This is a genomic window from Microbacterium neimengense, assembly GCF_054782995.1.
This window is the reverse complement of record NZ_BAAGRK010000001.1, coordinates 282,968-299,014: the sequence shown is the minus strand read 5'-3', so window position 1 is coordinate 299,014 and position 16,047 is coordinate 282,968. Positions and strand designations below refer to the sequence as shown.

General features: G+C 71.9%; 13 protein-coding genes. 6 read left to right on the top strand and 7 right to left on the bottom strand.

Annotation, left to right across the window (positions count from 1 at the left end; translation table 11 throughout):
* Window positions 1-128 precede the first annotated feature (128 nt).
* Entirely contained in the window at window positions 129-1,259 is a 1,131-nt protein-coding gene (locus tag ACYVJS_RS01390; protein ID WP_460737045.1) for an AAA family ATPase, read from the top strand.
* A gap of 15 nt (window positions 1,260-1,274) precedes the next feature.
* Here the strand turns inward: ACYVJS_RS01390 and ACYVJS_RS01385 are convergent, their stop codons facing one another.
* From ACYVJS_RS01385 to ACYVJS_RS01365, 5 genes are all read right to left on the bottom strand, one after another.
* Window positions 1,275-3,122: a YhgE/Pip domain-containing protein gene (locus ACYVJS_RS01385; RefSeq protein ID WP_460737043.1), complete on the bottom strand. Its 1,848-nt coding sequence runs from the start codon at window positions 3,120-3,122 to the stop codon at window positions 1,275-1,277.
* Entirely contained in the window at window positions 3,119-5,995 is a 2,877-nt protein-coding gene (locus ACYVJS_RS01380; protein WP_460737041.1) for an MMPL family transporter, read from the bottom strand. Before ACYVJS_RS01380 ends, ACYVJS_RS01385 begins: the two co-directional genes overlap by 4 nt.
* A gap of 106 nt (window positions 5,996-6,101) precedes the next feature.
* Entirely contained in the window at window positions 6,102-8,621 is a 2,520-nt protein-coding gene (gene pheT, locus ACYVJS_RS01375) for a phenylalanine--tRNA ligase subunit beta (protein ID WP_460737039.1), read from the bottom strand.
* On the bottom strand, window positions 8,621-9,667 hold the full coding sequence (gene pheS / locus ACYVJS_RS01370) for a phenylalanine--tRNA ligase subunit alpha (protein WP_460737037.1): 1,047 nt from the start codon (window positions 9,665-9,667) through the stop codon (window positions 8,621-8,623). Before pheS ends, pheT begins: the two co-directional genes overlap by 1 nt.
* Before the next feature lie 11 nt (window positions 9,668-9,678).
* Window positions 9,679-10,311 carry a TetR family transcriptional regulator gene (locus ACYVJS_RS01365; RefSeq protein ID WP_460737035.1) on the bottom strand — a complete coding sequence of 211 codons (633 nt, stop codon included), beginning with the start codon at window positions 10,309-10,311 and terminating at the stop codon, window positions 9,679-9,681.
* Between the two features lie 51 nt (window positions 10,312-10,362).
* Between ACYVJS_RS01365 and ACYVJS_RS01360 the strand changes: the two genes are divergently transcribed.
* The 5 genes from ACYVJS_RS01360 to ACYVJS_RS01340 are packed head-to-tail and all read left to right on the top strand — an operon-like array spanning window position 10,363 to window position 14,455.
* A complete protein-coding gene (locus ACYVJS_RS01360) occupies window positions 10,363-10,968 on the top strand; it encodes a biotin transporter BioY (RefSeq protein ID WP_460737033.1) in 606 nt (201 codons plus the stop codon).
* On the top strand, window positions 10,965-12,065 hold the full coding sequence (locus ACYVJS_RS01355) for an AMP-binding protein (RefSeq protein ID WP_460737031.1): 1,101 nt from the start codon (window positions 10,965-10,967) through the stop codon (window positions 12,063-12,065). Before ACYVJS_RS01360 ends, ACYVJS_RS01355 begins: the two co-directional genes overlap by 4 nt.
* A complete protein-coding gene (locus ACYVJS_RS01350) occupies window positions 12,058-13,182 on the top strand; it encodes a thiolase family protein (RefSeq protein WP_460737029.1) in 1,125 nt (374 codons plus the stop codon). Before ACYVJS_RS01355 ends, ACYVJS_RS01350 begins: the two co-directional genes overlap by 8 nt.
* Complete coding sequence (locus tag ACYVJS_RS01345) at window positions 13,179-13,865, top strand: energy-coupling factor ABC transporter ATP-binding protein (RefSeq protein WP_460737027.1); 687 nt, start codon at window positions 13,179-13,181, stop codon at window positions 13,863-13,865. The genes ACYVJS_RS01350 and ACYVJS_RS01345 overlap by 4 nt, the downstream gene beginning before the upstream one ends.
* The gene (locus ACYVJS_RS01340) at window positions 13,859-14,455 is read left to right on the top strand and encodes an energy-coupling factor transporter transmembrane component T family protein (RefSeq protein WP_460737025.1); all 597 of its coding nucleotides are present in this window, start codon (window positions 13,859-13,861) and stop codon (window positions 14,453-14,455) included. Before ACYVJS_RS01345 ends, ACYVJS_RS01340 begins: the two co-directional genes overlap by 7 nt.
* Before the next feature lie 2 nt (window positions 14,456-14,457).
* On the opposite strand, the gene ACYVJS_RS01335 is transcribed toward ACYVJS_RS01340, so the two are convergent.
* Together ACYVJS_RS01335 and ACYVJS_RS01330 are read right to left on the bottom strand one after the other, a co-directional pair.
* Window positions 14,458-15,369 carry an amino acid ABC transporter permease gene (locus ACYVJS_RS01335; protein WP_460737023.1) on the bottom strand — a complete coding sequence of 304 codons (912 nt, stop codon included), beginning with the start codon at window positions 15,367-15,369 and terminating at the stop codon, window positions 14,458-14,460.
* Window positions 15,366-16,013, bottom strand: a complete 648-nt coding sequence (locus ACYVJS_RS01330) for an amino acid ABC transporter permease (RefSeq protein WP_460737021.1) — start codon at window positions 16,011-16,013, stop codon at window positions 15,366-15,368. Before ACYVJS_RS01330 ends, ACYVJS_RS01335 begins: the two co-directional genes overlap by 4 nt.
* Window positions 16,014-16,047: the final 34 nt, after the last annotated feature.

The window sequence follows — 16,047 nt, the reverse complement described above, 5'->3', positions numbered from 1 at the left end:
CCAGACGTCGGCGCACGACCACGCGCTGTGCGCTGTGGAACCGGGCCGAGGACATGCGCCGACGATAGCGGCGTGCGCACCGCATCCGCAACTCGGCGCGCGTCGGAGACTCCCGCCAGACTGGAGCGATGCTGCAGACCATCGCCGTCTCCGGGTACCGCTCGCTCCGCGACGTCGTCGTGCCGCTGGGCGGGCTGACGGTCGTCACCGGCACGAACGGCACCGGAAAATCCAACCTCTACCGGGCTCTGCGGCTCCTCGCGGGGGCCGCCACCGGCGGCATGGTCGAAGCCGTCGCGCGGGAGGGCGGGCTGTCGTCCCTGCTGTGGGCAGGGCCCGAGGACGGCGGGGGTGAGGGCACCGTGCGGCGGGATCCCGTCGCCGTGCAGTTGGGCTTCGCCTCCGACGAGCTCGGGTATCTCGTGGATCTCGGACTGCCGCAGACCGACGGCCGGAGCCTCTTCTCCCGCGACCCGGAGATCAAGCGCGAGCAGGTGTTCGCCGGCGCGGTCGCGAAGCCCTCGACTCTGCTCATCGATCGCCGCCGGGGCGCGACACGCGTGCGCGAGGATGCCTGGATCACGCTGGATCAGACGTTGTCCCCGTTCGAGAGCATCCTCGTCGACCTGGCCGACGGCGATACCGGGCCCGAGCTGCTGTCGCTGCGGCGCACGCTCGCGAACTGGCGCTTCTACGACCACTTCCGCGTGGATGCGGACGCGCCGGCGCGTATCCCGCAGGTGGGCACGCGCGCACGCGCGCTCTCCCACGGCGGGGAGAACGTCGCGGCACTGTGGGCGAGCGTGCGCGAATCGGGCGCGGGCGACGCCCTCGACGCGGAGCTCGATCGCGCCTTCCCGGGGATGCGCGTGCAGATCGACGCAGAAGACGGACGGCTGAGGATGCGGCTTCGCCAGCCCGGGCTGCTGCGCGCGCTCGACGTCGCCGAGGTCAGCGACGGCATCCTGCGATATCTGCTGCTGTGCGCTGCGCTCCTGCCGGCAGCCCCGGGACCGCTCATCGTGCTCAACGAGCCGGAGGCGAGTCTGCACGAGAGCCTCCTGGACCCGCTGGCGCAGCTCATCGTCTCCGCGTCCGCGCGCACCCAGGTGATCGTGGTGACCCACGCCGCCGAGCTCGCACACCGGCTGGCGGACGCGGGCGCCCTGGCCCACCGGCTCGCGCGCACGATCGAGGGGACGTTCGTGGAGGGACAGGGCTTCCTCGACGTGCCCGCCTGGAACTGGGGCGGCCGCTGAGCGGAGCTTGTGGGCTCAGGCGCGGGCAAGAACGGATGCGGCGAGCGCCAGTGCGCGAGCGCGGCGTATCGCGAGCACCGTCGCGAGCGCACCGACGGCACCCCACAGCGCCAACCCGATCGCGGCGTCCAGCACCGCGTGCAGCGAACCTCCCACGAGTGCCTGCGTCCCCTGCAGGGCGAGGCTCAAGGGGAGGCTCGTCAGCGGACCCGTCGCGGCGGGCGTGGTTCCCGGCGCCGACAGCGTGCCCGCCGCGATCACCTGAAGTCCCAGCAGCACGAGCGAGACGATGAGACCGGCGCGTGGAAGGAAGGCGACCAGCCCCTGGTGCACGAGCGCGAACGCGACGGCGGCGACAGCCGTCAGTCCCGCCGCCACCAGCGCACGCTCGGGCGCCACACCCGACAGCGCGACCGCGGCCCAGACGAGGACCGCTTGCGCGAGAGCGACGGTCACGATGACCACCGCCGCGGAGCGCGCGAGTCGCACCGCGGATGCGGAGGAGGTCAGCGCCGAACGAGCGAAGGGCAGCAGCGCGAGCATCACGCCGATCGCTCCGATCCACAGCGCCACCGGCCCGAAAGCGGCCATCGCCGAGGCGACGGCACTGCGGGGTCCGGTCGTCGCCGTGCTGTCGACGCCGATCGGTCTCGCGACCACCTGGGCGATCTGCTTCTGCTGGTCGGTGTCGTACCGGGGAATCGCCGCCTGCGCCGCGTCGAGTCCTGCGGCGAGCTGACCGCTCCCCTGTCCCAAGGTCGCGAGCGCACCGGCGAGCTGACCGTTTCCCTGCGCGAGTCCGTCCGCCCCGGATGCGGCGGATCCCAGCGCGTCCGACAGCCGGCCGAGGCCGTCCGCCACGGGGCCGCTGACCGCCGAGATCGCGCCCGCGCCGACGGCGACGGCGGCCGCGGTCTCCGCATCCTTGCCGAGCGCATCGGCCTGGCCGGCCAACAGTGCCGAGACGCCGTCTGCCGCATCCTTCGTGGGGGCCAACAGCGCCGCGAACTCCTGTTGCTGAGACGGCGTCAACTGCGCCGAGAAGGCGGCGAGCGCGGCGAGGCGGGTCTGCACGTCCTGTTGCGCGGCGTCGGCCACGCCCGCCTCGAGCGCGCGCTCTGCCAGACGCAGTGAGAGATCGCCCGACGCGGCGGCCCCGGCAGCCGTGAGGTCTCCGAGCCCTCGCGCGCCCCTGGGCAGCTCCGAGAGCACACCGTCCATGGTTCGCAGTCCGTCCGCCAACTGGAGCGTGTAGGTCTGCAGCGCGCTTGCACCGCTCTGCGCCTGGGTGAGCCCGCCGGTGATCGCGGAGGCGCCCTGAGCCATCTGGTCCATGCCGGAGCCGATCTGCGACATCGCCGTGAGCGTTCCGGTGACGTACTGCTGGGTGAGCTGGGCCGCGACGCCGGCGGGCAGACTCGCCGACAGCGCCTCGGCGACGATGCCGCCGAGGTAGCCGTGCTGCGTGCTGGTCTGCACCGTCAGCTCCGCCTGCTGCGGCGCGCCGGAGCCGATCGTCATCACGTGCGCCGAGAAGTCGGACGGGATCGTGACGGTCGCGAGCACGTCGCCGTCCGCGAGCGACTCGCTCGCGGTCTGCGCATCGGTGAGCACCCAGTTCACGGAGGGGACCGAGGTGATGAGGTTCTCGGTCAGGAGCTTGCCCGCCGCCACCGGCGTGGGTCCGGTCAGGATCGGGGAGTCCTGGTTGACCAGCGCCACGGGAGGGCGCTCGTCGGCCTGGGGCACGAGGGTCAGCACGATCGCCAGCGGCGCAAGCACGACCAGGATGAGCACAGCGGCGAGCTGCCAGCGCCGCTGGCCGCGAGCGGGGGCGGCGATCATGCTCCACACGGTCGTCATCGACGTCCTCCTTCGCTCGCCGCCAGCGCGAGCGCATCGACGCGGATGACGGGCCTCTCCGGCGACGCATCGAGAACGGCTCCACTGGAGCCGAGGATGATCGTGATGCCCGGCTCGATCGCGCTGACCACGATCTGCGCCAGGGCCTGCGCATCGGCGCGGTCGCCGAGGTCGATCGCCACGAGCGCGAGCCCGCTGGTCGCGGCGACGGCCACATCGGCGGCCCAGCGTTCGGCGTCACTGAGCTGTCCCATCGGCGTCCTCTCACTCACGTCCTGCGCCGACGTCCCCGACACCACCGCCAGCAGTGCGTCGAACGTCGCTGCGGCGCGGATCACCGCGTCGTGCGCCCGAAGAACACCGACGCCGTCTGCGCGGAGGCTTCGGCGCAGGTGCTCCGCCAGCGAGCTCGCGTCTGCTCGTTCGGGAGCGGCGGGCACATACGCGGCCTGGGAGGCGACCGCCGCCCGTTCGAAGGGCAGCACGCGTCCGTGGACGACGAGATCGCCCTCGAGATCCGCCGTACGGCCGGCGACGGCGGCCACGAAACGCGCGGCGACCGCGGCGGTACCCTCCACCAGCACGACCGATCCGCGCGGCGCGGCGACATCGGAGACATCCTCGCCGTCGATCCGAACGCCGTGGGCGAGCACACCGTCGCCTGCGGCCCCGCCGTCCGCACGCCCGGCCAGCCAGGTGCGCTGCGCCCGCATCCGCTCGACGGCCTCGCCCTCGATGTCGGCGTCGGGCAGCACACGGCCGAGCCACGCCGGCAGCCACCACGCCCGATGCCCCAGCAGCGCCATGACCGCCGGGATGAGGGTCATCCGCACGACGAAGGCGTCGATCAGCACACCGGCGGCGAGCGCGGTCGCCAGCGGTTGGATGATCGCGCTGCCTCCCGGCACGAACGAGAAGAACACCGAGAACATGATCAGCGCCGCGGCCGTCACGACCCGGGCCGAGGCGCTGAACCCGCCGAGGACGGCGCCGTGGGCGTCTCCCGTCGTCGCGTACTGCTCCCGCATCCGTGAGACGAGGAAGACGTGATAGTCCATCGCCAGGCCGAACAGCACCGCCATGACGAGGATCGGGAGGAAGCTGATGACGGGACCGACCTTGCCCACCCCGAGCAGATCTGCGCCCCATCCCCACTCGAACACGGCGGAGGTCACACCGAGGGCTGCGACGACCGACAGCAGATACCCCAGCGTCGCCGAGAGCGGCACCGCGATCGAGCGGAACATGATCGTCAGCAGCACGAGGCACAGCCCCACCACGACGATGCCGAAGGGCAGCAGCGCCGCGCCCAGGCGGTCGGAGATGTCGATCGCGAGGGCCGTCTGTCCCGTCACCGCGTATCCGAAGCCGTGCGCGGCGGCGAAGGCGGGCTCGCCATCGCGCAGCCTCTGCACGAGGTTCGTGGTGGCGTCGGAGGAGGGCGAGCTCGCCGGGGTGATGCTGAGGACGGCGAGGTCCACGGCCTCGTTCGTGAAAGCCTTCGAGACGACCGCGACGTCGGGGAGGTCCGAGAAGGCGTCATCGAGCGCGTCGAGCGCGTCTTGTACGTCCAGGGTGGCGGAGATGTCCGCGGTGATGAGCAACGGGCCGTTGAACCCGGGGCCGAAGCCCTCGTCGAGCAGGTCGTAGGCGATGCGCGCCGGCGACGACGGGGGGTCGTACCCCGCATCCGGCAGGGTCAGCCGCAGGCTCAGCGCCGGTGTAGCGACCACCGTCAGGGCGACCACGACGACTCCGATCGTTGCCGCCGGCACCCGGGTTGCGAGCCGCACCCAGGCAGGCGGGCGTGGGAGCCGCGTCCTCGGGCGACGCCGCTCCCGGGGACGCACCGCGCGGCCCAGAACCGCGAGCACCGCAGGCAGGAGCGTGACGGCGACCGCCAGCGCGGCCAGCACCGCGCCCGCCGCCCCCAACCCCATGACGGTGAGGAACGGGATCCCCGCCACGGCAAGACCGAGCAGCGCGATCATGACCGTGAGCCCCGCGAACACGACGGCGGTCCCTGCGGTCGCGATCGCGACGGCGATCGACTCGCGCGCATCCATCCCCTCGGCCAGCTGCGACCGGTGGCGCGAGACGATCAGCAACGCGTAGTCGATGCCGACGGCCAGCCCGAGCATGGTCGCCAGCAGCGGCGCCGTGGACGAGACGGGCGCGAAGGCCGCGACGATGAGGATCGAGCTGGACGCGACGGTCACACCGATGACCGCTGTCACCAGCGGGACGCCCGCGGCCACGACGGCGCCGAAGGTGATCGCCAGCACGATGAAGGCGATCGCCATGCCTGCGATCTCTGTCCAGTCCACACCGCCCGCCGCGCTCGCCACCAGCCCCGAGTAGGCCAGCGTCGCCCCGCCGGATGCGGCCGGCTGCGCGGCCTTCTCGATCGCCGCAACGAGGGCGTCGTCGATATCGGTGGCGGCGACGCGCAGCTGTACGGTGATGAACGCCATCCCGCCGGTGCGCGAGATCTGCGCAGGTTCTCCTGCGGATGCGGGGGTGCTCCCCGATGCCGACATCGCGACGGGACATGTGACGCCCGCCACGCCGTCGACCACGGCGAGGTCTTCGCACGCCGTCGAGATCACATCCGCCTCGGCGGTGATCGTGCTGCCGCTGGGCGCGACGATGACCACGCGCGCGCTCGCGCCGCTCAGCTGCGGCAGGCGCTGCTGCAGCTGATCCAGCGCCTGCTGCGACGGCGTGCCGGGGATCTCGAACGTCGACGCGAGCGTGCCGCCGAGCGCCTGCGCGAGCACGCCGCCCCCGATTGCGAGCACGAGCCAGGTCGCGATGACCGCCCAGCGCGCGCGCACGGCGAAGCGGCCCACGCGGAAGAGAAACGATGACATCCCCAGGCGCCCTTCCCCCGGGCACGCGCATCTCCGCGCGTGCACGTGCTCAGGGTAGCGGCACCGTCCCGGACGCCACGGCATGTGACGCCCGGAGCGACGGTGCTCAGTCGCGCAGGACGGCTCCGAACCGCTCGGCGGCGATCGCCACACCGGCAAGCTTCGCGTCGGTCGCCTCGGCGGAGGTCAGCGTGCGGTCCTCGGCGCGGAAGCGCAGCGCGAAGGTCAGGCTCTTCGATCCCTGATCCACACCCTGGCCGCGGTAGTCGTCCACGAGCCGCGCCGACTCGAGAAGAGCACCGGCTCCGTCGACGAGCGCGGTGCTCACATCCGCGGCAGCGACGTCGGCGGGAACCACGAGCGAGACGTCCTGCGTCGCCGCGGGGTACCCCGACAGCGATGCGGCGACGACGCGGGAACCCGCGATCTCGACGAGGAGGTCGAGGTCCAGTTCGGCGACCGTGATGCGACCCGGCAGATCGGCGGCCTCGGAGACGGCGGGCAGCAGCTCTCCCACATAACCGACGGCGGTGCCTTCGACCGAGACGATGCCGGTGCGACCGGGATGCAGGGCAGCGCGCTGGCCCTGCGCGATCGTCACCTCGACACCGGCTGCGGCCGCGATCACGCGCACCGCGTCGAGCGCCTCGGTCAGGCCCGCGGCCTCCGCAGCGCGGCCCGGCTGCTTGGGTGCGACGGCGCCCGCCACGAGAACGGCCACGTGGCGGCGCTGCGGCGGGATCGAGCCGTCCAGCTGAGCGAGCGTCGCCGCATCCGGGCGCACCGCCAGCGGCGGGACGAACGAGGTGCCGTACGCGACCCCCGGTTCCGGAAGGAAGACGGACCCGGCCTCGAACAGACTCAGATCCACGAGTCCGCGGGCGACGTTGCGGTGCGCGACCTGAAGCAGGCCCGGCACCAGTGAGCGGCGGAGATACGCCGCCTGCGAGTCGAGCGCGTTGGCGAGCTTGATGCTCGGCAGCGACGAGCCGTCGGGGCTGCCGTGGAGATCGTTCTGCTCGCGCGCGACGAACGGGAACGAGGGCGTCTCGACGTACCCGGCTGCGGCGAGCGCGTTGGAGACGCGCCGCCGGCCCTGCTGCGCCGCGGTCCACCCGCGCCCCGAGGGGGCGACCGGCAGCACCGAGGGGATGCGGTCGTAGCCCTCGATGCGGGCGACCTCCTCCGCGAGCGTCCACGCGTCCGTCAGGTCGGGGCGCCACGTGGGCGCATCGACGAACCAGGCCGCGCCGGTGTCGTGCACCGTGGCACCGATCAACTCGAGGGCGGCGACGATCTGCGCGCGCGTGTAGTCGACGCCGATCAGACCCGGCACGAAGTCGTACTCGAGCGCGATCGCCTCTCGCTCCAACTCCGCCCCGAGCGCGGCACCGGTCGCGTCGGCGGTGCCGCCGGCGTACTGCACCATGAGCTCGACCACGCGCTGCGCGGCCGCGTAGGGCACCGCAGGGTCGACGCCGCGCTCGAAGCGGCGTGACGCCTCCGACGGCAGCTTGTGGCGCCTCGCGGTACGGGCGATCGAGACCTGGTCGAAGATCGCCGCCTCGATCAGGACGTTCGTGGTGGCATCGCTCATCTCGGTGGCGGCGCCGCCCATGACGCCAGCGAGGCCGATGGGACCCGAGTCGTCGGTGATCAGCAGGTCCTCGGTGTCGAGCGTGCGGACCGTCCCGTCGAGGGTCTCCAGCTTCTCCCCCGCCCGCGCCCTGCGCACGGTGATCCCGCCGGTCAGCTTGTCGAGGTCGTAGCCGTGGATCGGGTTGCCGAGCTCGAGCATGACGTAGTTCGTGATGTCGATCAGGATGCCGAGCGAACGGATGCCGGCGAGCGTCAGCCGCGTGATCATCCACGGCGGCGTGGGGCGGGAGGCGTCGACGCCGCGCACGACGCGGGCGACGAACTCCGTGACGCCCGCGCGGCCGCGGATCGGGTTCTCGTCGTTCACGGCGAGCGGGAAGCCCGTTCCCGGCTCGTCGATCGGGCGATCGGCGGGATCGCGGAAGGCCGCGCCGGTGGCGTGCGAGTACTCGCGCGCCGCGCCGCGGATCGACAGCGCGTAGCCGCGATCCGGGGTCACGTTGATGTCGACGGCGATGTCGTCGAGACCCAGCAACGAGATCGCATCGGTTCCGACGGGCGCGTCGATGCCGAGCTCGACGAGGCGGAGGATGCCGGAGTGCTCGCTGCCGAGCCCCAGTTCCTTCGCGGAGGCGATCATGCCGTCGGACACGTGACCGTAGGTCTTGCGCGCCGCGATCGGGAAGGGCCCGGGAAGCACCGCACCGGGCAGTGTCACGACGACCTTGTCACCGGGGAAGAAGTTGTGCGCGCCGCAGACGATGCCGTGGATGTCGGCTCCGCCGTCGGCCGCCGTCTCGCCCGCCGGGGCGACGCGCACCTGGCACCAGCGGATCGTCTTGCCGTTGGACTGCGGCTCCTCCTCGAAGGAGAGCACCTCGCCCACGACGATCGGTCCCTGCAGCTCGAAGCGGTGGACGTCCTCCTCCTCGAAGCCGACGCGCACGAAGGCGGCCAGGACGTCCTCGGGAGAGGCCTGGGAGGGAACCTCGACGAACTCACGCAACCACGACAGCGGAACGCGCATCACACCACCATCCCGAACTGCTCGCTGAATCGCACATCGCCCTCGGCCATGTCCCGCATGTCCTGAACGTCGCTGCGGAACATCAGGGTGCGTTCGATACCCATGCCGAACGCGAACCCTGAGTACTCCTGCGGGTCGATGCCCGCGGCGCGCAGGACGTTGGGGTTGACCATGCCGCAACCGCCCCACTCGATCCATCGGGCGCCGCCTTTGAAGGTGGGGTGCCAGAGATCGAGCTCGGCGCTGGGCTCGGTGAAGGGGAAGTAGTTGGCGCGGAAGCGCGTCTTCGCCTCCGGCCCGAACAGCTGGCGCGCGACGTGGTCGAGTGTGCCCTTCAGGTGCGCCATGGTGATGCCCTTGTCGATGACGAGTCCTTCGAACTGGCTGAAGACCGGGAGGTGTGTGGCGTCGAACTCGTCCGTGCGATAGACCCGGCCGGGGCAGACGACGTAGATCGGAAGCTCGCGCTCGAGCATCGACCGCACCTGCACGGGGCTCGTGTGGGTACGCATGACCAGGTGGCGATCGACGGGGTCGACGAAGAACGTGTCCTGCATCTGGCGCGCCGGGTGATCGACGTCGAAGTTGAGCGCGTCGAAGTTGAACCACTCGTGCTCGAGCTCCGGCCCTTCCGCGATCTCCCAGCCCATTCCGACGAAGATGTCGCCGATCTGCTCCTGCAGGAGGGTCAGCGGATGCCGCGCACCGACGCGCGTGCGGACCGGGATCGCCGTGATGTCGACGCGCTCGGCTTCCAGGCGCGCCGCCGTTTCGGCCGTCTCGATCTCCGCCTCGCGGGCGGCGAGCGCCTGGTTCACGCGGCCTCGGGCCTGACCGACGAGCTTGCCGAACTCGGCCTTGCGCTCGTTCGGGACGTCGCGCAGGCGGGCGTTGAGTCGCGCGAGGGGCGAGCCGTCTCCGGCGTGGGCGCTGCGCGCGGTCTTCAGGGCGGCGGAGTCGGCAGCTGCCGCGATGGCGGCCAGGGCCTCGTCGACCGCGGCGCTCACCGCATCGGGCGTGATCTCGTTCTGGGGTGCGTCGGACACGGTGATCGAGTCTACCGGCGCGCTGAGGGCTCCGAAGCGGCAGGGAGATCCGCCCCGGCGGTGATGAGCGTGAGCGCCGCGGCGAAGGGATCCGGGCGCCGGCTCGTCACGTCGTCCGGCGCGAGCGCGGCAGCACGCGCGACGACCCCGAACGCATCGGCGGCGGTGCGCTGCTGCTCGTGGAAGGTGTAGCCGACGACGAAGTGCGTGACCGCGTCCGCCATGACGGCCGCGGCGTGGCCCGCATCCGCATACCGTTGCACGAGCACCAGGTGCAGGGGCGAGTCGACGAGACCGAGCGCAAGAGAACTGGACACGACCTCGGCACCGTCGCGATGCGCGAGCAGCCGGTCGTGGAGGCGCTCCCCCAGTACCCGGGCAGCCTCGCCCAGGCGCAATGTCGCGGCGAGGACGGCACCCTCCGCCACGGGAGCGAGGATGCGGGCACTGACGGCCGCGAGCAGCTCCTGTTTGTTCTCGACGTGCCAGTACAGGGCGCTCGGCTGGACGCCGAGCTCGTCCGCGAGCCGCCGCATCGACAGATCCGGCAGTCCCACGCGATCGAGCAGCACGAGCGCCGCATCCACGACGTCCGCCTTCGAGCGCCGCGGGGCGCGGGAGGAGTTTGAGCCGTCGGCCGTCATGCGGGTACTGTACCTGAACAGTGTTCACATGAACGGCGTTCAGGAGGAAGCATGACCGTTCTCGCCCCCACGGTGCGGCGCCCGCTCGACGCCACCGACATCGCACGCGCCGGCATCTTCGCCGCCGTGATCGCCGTTCTCGGGCTGCCCGGAGCTTTCACGATCTTCGGCGCCGTGCCCATCACCGCCCAGACGCTCGGTGTCATGCTCGCCGGCGCGATCCTCGGGCCGGCCGTCGGCGCGCTCTCGGTCACGGCCGTGATCGTTCTCGTCGCCGCGGGCCTCCCGCTCCTCGCCGGAGGGCGCGGCGGCATCGGGGTCTTCTTCAGTCCCACGGCCGGCTATCTGCTCGGCTGGCTCGTCGGCGTCGTCGTCATAGGTCTCCTCGTGCACCTCGCCGGACGTCGCCCGGTCTGGTGGCGCACCTTCCTCGGCACCCTGGTGGGAGGAGTGCTCGTCGTCTATGCCGTCGGCATCCCGGTGCAGGCTCTCGTCCTGCGCATCGGGCTCGGAGAGGCGGCACTGTCCAGCCTCGTTTTCCTGCCGGGCGATCTGATCAAGGTCGTCGCGACGACCCTGATCGTGGGCGCCCTCGTGCGCGGATACCCACGGGCCTTCCGGCGCCAATGGCGCGCACGCCCGACCGCCGCCGCGTGAGCGCCTTCATCGTTCCGGTCGAGGCACGCGATGCGCTCGCGCGGCTCGATCAGCTGAGACGGTCGGGGCGCGTTCCCCTGGTGCTCGATGAGCGCTGGCCGCCGGAGGTGCGCACCGGCATCCTTTCGCTCCTCGCTCGCACGCCCGCGCCCGCCGGCACGGAGTGGGCAGCTCTCACGTCCGGCAGCTCGGCCGCTCCCCGTGTCGTGGTGCGCACGCACACGTCATGGGCGGACTCCTTCCCGGCGGTGGAGCGGCTCCTGGGCACGCTTCCCGGAGACGTCGTGCTGCTTCCCGCGCCGCCGAGCGCGTCGCTGACGCTCTTCTCCCTCGCCCACGCGCTGGCCGGCGGCCCCGCACCCGCACTCTCCGCCGACAGCTCCCGCGCGACCCTCTTCCACGGCACCCCGACCCACTTCGCCGCGGTGCTCGCCTCGGGCGGCGCACCGATGCTGCGCGCTGCGCTCGTCGGAGGGATGACGCTGCCCGCCGACGTCCGCGCCGAAGCAGAGTCCCGCAGTATCCGCGTCGTGGAGTACTACGGGGCGGCCGAGCTGTCGTTCGTGGCCTACGACGACGACGACGGGCAAGGCCTGCGTCCCTTTCCCGGAGTCGAGGTCGCGGTGCGCGACGACACCATCTGGGCGCGCTCGCCCTACGCCGCGATCGGTTATCTGGGCGAATCCGGTCCGCTGCGGCGCGACGGGGGGTGGGCCAGCGTCGGCGATCGCGGTGCGATGGTCTCCGATCGGCTTCGCGTGTCGGCGCGGGAGGACGACGCCATCCAGACCGCGGGGGCGACCGTCATCCCGTCGGAGATCGAACGGGTCCTGCGCACCCTGGATGGCGTCGCGGACGCTGTCGTCGTCGGCGTGCCCGCGCCCGGTGTCGGTCGACTCGTGGCCGCCCTCATCGAACCCGTGCGTCCCGGCGCCGTGGACGCGGCGGCGCTTCGCGCGGCGGCACACCGCCTGTTCGCGCCGGCCCACCGGCCGCGCCTGTGGTTCGCCGGTACGATTGCCCGCACCTCGTCCGGCAAGATCGCTCGCGCCGAGGTGGAGCGACGACTGGCCTCAGGAGAGGTGCCCCGTGTCTGACGTGCTGATCGTGTCGGCGCGCCGCTCCGCGCTGACCACACGGGGACGTGCGTTGGCAGGGGTGAGCGCCGACCGCCTGGCCGCACCCGTGCTGCGCGCCGCTGCCGACGACGCCGCACGCGCGATCGGCGCACCGTTCGAGGCCGCAGATGTCATCCTCGGCAACTGTCGCGGCCCGGGCGGCAACACCGCCCGCCTCGCCGCGTTGGGCGCCGGTTTGGGCGCGCAGACTCCCGGCGCGACGGTGGACCGGCAGTGCGGCAGCGGACTGGCCGCGGTGATCGAGGCCGCGCAGGCGATCGCCGGCGGCGACGAGCGCCCTCGGCTGGCGGGCGGGGTCGAGAGCGCCTCGACCGCCCCGGAACGACGCATCGACGGCCTCTCCTTCGAGCGCGCGCCATTCGCCCCCGCCGGCTGGCCCGATCCCGACATGATCGACGCCGCCGACGCCCTCGCCCGTCTCGACGGCATCGACCGTGAGCGTCAGGATGCGGCGGCCGCCCGCAGTCACCGACGCGCGACCGCTGCCCGGGAGTCGGGACGATTCACAGCGGAGATCGTCCCGATCGACGGCGTGAGCACCGATGACGCCGTCGGGGCTGCGCTGGCGCTGCTCCCCCGGCTCACTCCCCTGCGTGACAACGGGACCGTGACGGCCGGCACGGCCACGCGGATCGGCGACGGGGCCGCCGCGGTCGCCCTCGTCAGCGCGGCGCGGCATGCACACGTGCCGGGGCTGCTCGTCCGCGCGCACGCCGTCGTCGGTGTCGACCCGGCCTACCCCGGACTCGGCGCGGCACCGGCCATCGAGGCAGCCCTGGCCGCATCCGGTACCGCGCTCGCGGAGGTCGAGGCGTTCGAGATCGTCGAGGCGTTCGCGGCGCAGTCGCTGGCGGTGCTGGGCAGGCTCGGACTCGCCGACGACGACGCCAGGGTGTGCGCCGACGGCGGGGCGCTGGCGCTCGGTCATCCGTGGGGGGCGAGCGGCGCCGTGGCGCTCGTGCGCCTGTTCTCGCGGCTCGTGCGCGCCGGACGCCCCGCCGGGAGCATCGGTGTCGCCGCCGCATCCGTGGGCGGCGGCATGGGGATCGCGATGGTCGTCGAGGTGGTGAGGTGAGCGCCATCCGCCTGGAGCGACTCGGAGTACGACTCGGCGACGTCGATGTCCTCCGCGACCTCGATCTCGACCTCGATGCCCGCACGGTCGCCGTCGTCGGCGACAACGGTTCCGGCAAGTCGACGCTCGCACGCGCGGTCGGCGGACTGGTCCCGCCGACCACCGGAACCGCTGCCGTACTGGGGCTCGACCCGGTCCGCGATGCCGCCGAACTCCGTCGCCGCGTGGCGATCGTCTTCAGCAATCCCGACGCGCAGATCGTCATGCCGACCGTCGCCGAAGACGTCGCCTTCTCGCTGCGCGGGGAGCGGACGAGTCGCGCGGAGCGGGCGGACCGGGTCGCGTCCGCGCTCGCCCGTTTCGGGCTCGCCGACCTCGGCGACCGCTCGGCGCACGACCTGTCGGGAGGGCAGAAGCAGCTGCTGGCACTGTGCGGCGCGTTCGTGCGCGAACCGGAACTCGTCGTCGCCGACGAGCCCACCGCCTATCTCGACGGCCGCAACGCCCGGATCGTGGCAGACCATCTCTTCGCGGACAGCGGGCATCGTCTGCTCCTCGTGACCCACGACCTCGCCCTCGCCGAGCGCTGCGAGGTGGCCGTCCACGTGTCCCAGGGCCGCGTGGTCGCCGTCGGACAGGCGCGGGACGTGGTGCGCTCGTACGCGACCGGCCTCGGATGCTGAGCCTGTACCGACCGGGCACCGGGCCCTGGCATCGGATGCCGGCCGGTCGCAAGACGCTCCTGCTGCTCGTCCTTGTGCTCGTGGTCTCGCTCCTGCCCGCCACGTGGCTCTCGTGCGCGGTCTCTGCCGGACTCGGCCTGCTCTGCTACGCGGTCCCCGGGACGGGATGGACGCAACTGGCGCGCCAGGTCTGGGCGCTTCGACTGCTCGTCGTGATGAGCTTCGTCGGGCAGGTCATCTTCCTCGGCCTGGAGGCGGCGACGATCGGCACGGTGCGCATCGTCTCCGCCATCGTCCTGGCAGCGCTGCTCGCCCTCACGACCCCCGTCACCGCACTGTTGGGCGTCTTCGAACGCGCGCTGGCACCTCTGCGCGTCATCGGCCGGGACCCGGGCCGGGCCGCCCTGCTTCTCGTCGTGGCGTTCGGCGCCGTTCCCACCCTCATCGGCCTGGCGCGTCAGGTTCGTGAGGCGCAGCGCGCCCGAGGCGCGGGTCGCGGCATCCGCTTCTTCGTCGTGCCGTTCCTCGTCGTCGCCCTCAAACACGCCGACGAACTCGGCGACGCGTTGAACGCGCGCGGCGTGCGCTGAGCTCAGAGGGCGCTGGAGTCGTACTTCCCTGCGCCTCGCTGCGCCGCGATGACCTCCGTGTCGGTCGTCGCTCGCCCCACCGCTCCCGCCTGCGGCCCCCGGCCCGCGCGCTGCGAGGAGCGCATGCGGACCTCGACCCACTTGGCGACGCCGGCGAGCACGAGACACAGGGTGATGTAGATCGCGGCAGCCACCATTCCCGCCTGCAGGATCGGTCGGTCGTACTGCGCCTGCGTGCCGATCAGCCGGGCGTAGTAGAGCAACTCGTTGTAGGTGATGATGTAGCCGAGCGCCGTGTCCTTCAGGGTGACGACGAGCTGCGCGACGATCACCGGGAGCATCGCCCGGACGGCCTGCGGGAGAAGGATGAGACGCATCACGCCGGCTTTGCGCAGCCCCAGCGCGTACCCCGCCTCGCTCTGTCCGCGCGGCAGCGACTCGACGCCGGCCCGGATGACCTCGGCGAGCACGGAGCCGTTGTACACGGCGAGCGCGATCACGACGGCCCAGTAGGCCTCGAGGCGCACGCCCACGACGGGAAGCCCGTAGTACAGCAGCATCATGAGGATCAGCACGGGTACCGCGCGGAACAGCTCGATGATCGCCGTGGCCGGCCAGCGCACCCAGGCGTGATCGGACATACGACCCAGCGAGAGGACGAATCCGAGGACGATGGAGGCCACGGCGGCGGCGGCGAACGCGGCCAAGGTGCGGCCCGTTGCCGCGAGGATCTGCTCCCACACCGTCGTGAAGGTGAAGATGTACCACTTCTCGGCGGAGAACTGACCGGTCTCGATGAATCGGTAGACGACGAAGCCGCCGAGGCCGAGGATGACGAGCACGGTGATGACGCCGATGATCCGGTTGCGGATGATCGCACGACGACCGGGCAGATCGTACAGAACGGAGCTCATCGCGCCACCCTCCATCGGTTCTCGAGTCGTCGCTGGACCAGCGAGAGCGCCAGCACCATCACCACGAAGATCGCCGCGACCCACAACAGGACGATGAGCGCGTTCTCGCCGCGCTCGCTGAGGTTCGCGCGGATCACCCCGAGTTCGGCCACCGAGAAGCCGGCGGCAATGGTCGTGTTCTTGAGCAGCGCGATGAGCACGCTCATCATGGGCGGCACCACCGAGCGGAACGCCTGCGGCATGATCACGAGCGTCATCACCTGCCCGAACGTCAATCCGAGAGCGCGCGCAGCCTCCGCCTGGCCGACCGGCACCGTGTTGATGCCCGAGCGCAGGACCTCGGCGACGTACGTGGCGGTGTAAATTCCGAGCGCCCAGATCGCGAGCACCGTGTAGCCGGGGTTCGGCAGATCCAACGCGGGGTATCCGAAGGCGAAGAAGAAGAAGATGACCGTGAGGGGCGTGTTGCGCACGATGTTCACGTACACCGTGCCGACGGCGCGCGCGATCGGCACCGGGGAGACGCGCATGGCACCCACGAGCGTGCCCAGCACGAGCGCGATGAGAGCGCCCGCGAAGAAGAGCAGCAACGTGTTGCGCAGCGCGATGCCCCAGATGTCGAGGTTGTCGACGATCACGTTCATCTCAGAGGTCCTTACCGTGAGCCGGTGAGGGCGG

Bases quoted from the DNA above. Each gene is read 5' to 3' on its own strand.
- ACYVJS_RS01390 (WP_460737045.1), top strand. From the start codon at position 129: ATGCTGCAGACCATCGCCGTCTCCGGGTACCGCTCGCTCCGCGACGTC.
- ACYVJS_RS01385 (WP_460737043.1), bottom strand. From the start codon at position 3,122: ATGACGACCGTGTGGAGCATGATCGCCGCCCCCGCTCGCGGCCAGCGG.
- ACYVJS_RS01380 (WP_460737041.1), bottom strand. From the start codon at position 5,995: ATGTCATCGTTTCTCTTCCGCGTGGGCCGCTTCGCCGTGCGCGCGCGC.
- pheT (WP_460737039.1), bottom strand. From the start codon at position 8,621: ATGCGCGTTCCGCTGTCGTGGTTGCGTGAGTTCGTCGAGGTTCCCTCC.
- ACYVJS_RS01365 (WP_460737035.1), bottom strand. From the start codon at position 10,311: ATGACGGCCGACGGCTCAAACTCCTCCCGCGCCCCGCGGCGCTCGAAG.
- ACYVJS_RS01360 (WP_460737033.1), top strand. From the start codon at position 10,363: ATGACCGTTCTCGCCCCCACGGTGCGGCGCCCGCTCGACGCCACCGAC.
- ACYVJS_RS01340 (WP_460737025.1), top strand. From the start codon at position 13,859: ATGCTGAGCCTGTACCGACCGGGCACCGGGCCCTGGCATCGGATGCCG.
- ACYVJS_RS01335 (WP_460737023.1), bottom strand. From the start codon at position 15,369: ATGAGCTCCGTTCTGTACGATCTGCCCGGTCGTCGTGCGATCATCCGC.
- ACYVJS_RS01330 (WP_460737021.1), bottom strand. From the start codon at position 16,013: ATGAACGTGATCGTCGACAACCTCGACATCTGGGGCATCGCGCTGCGC.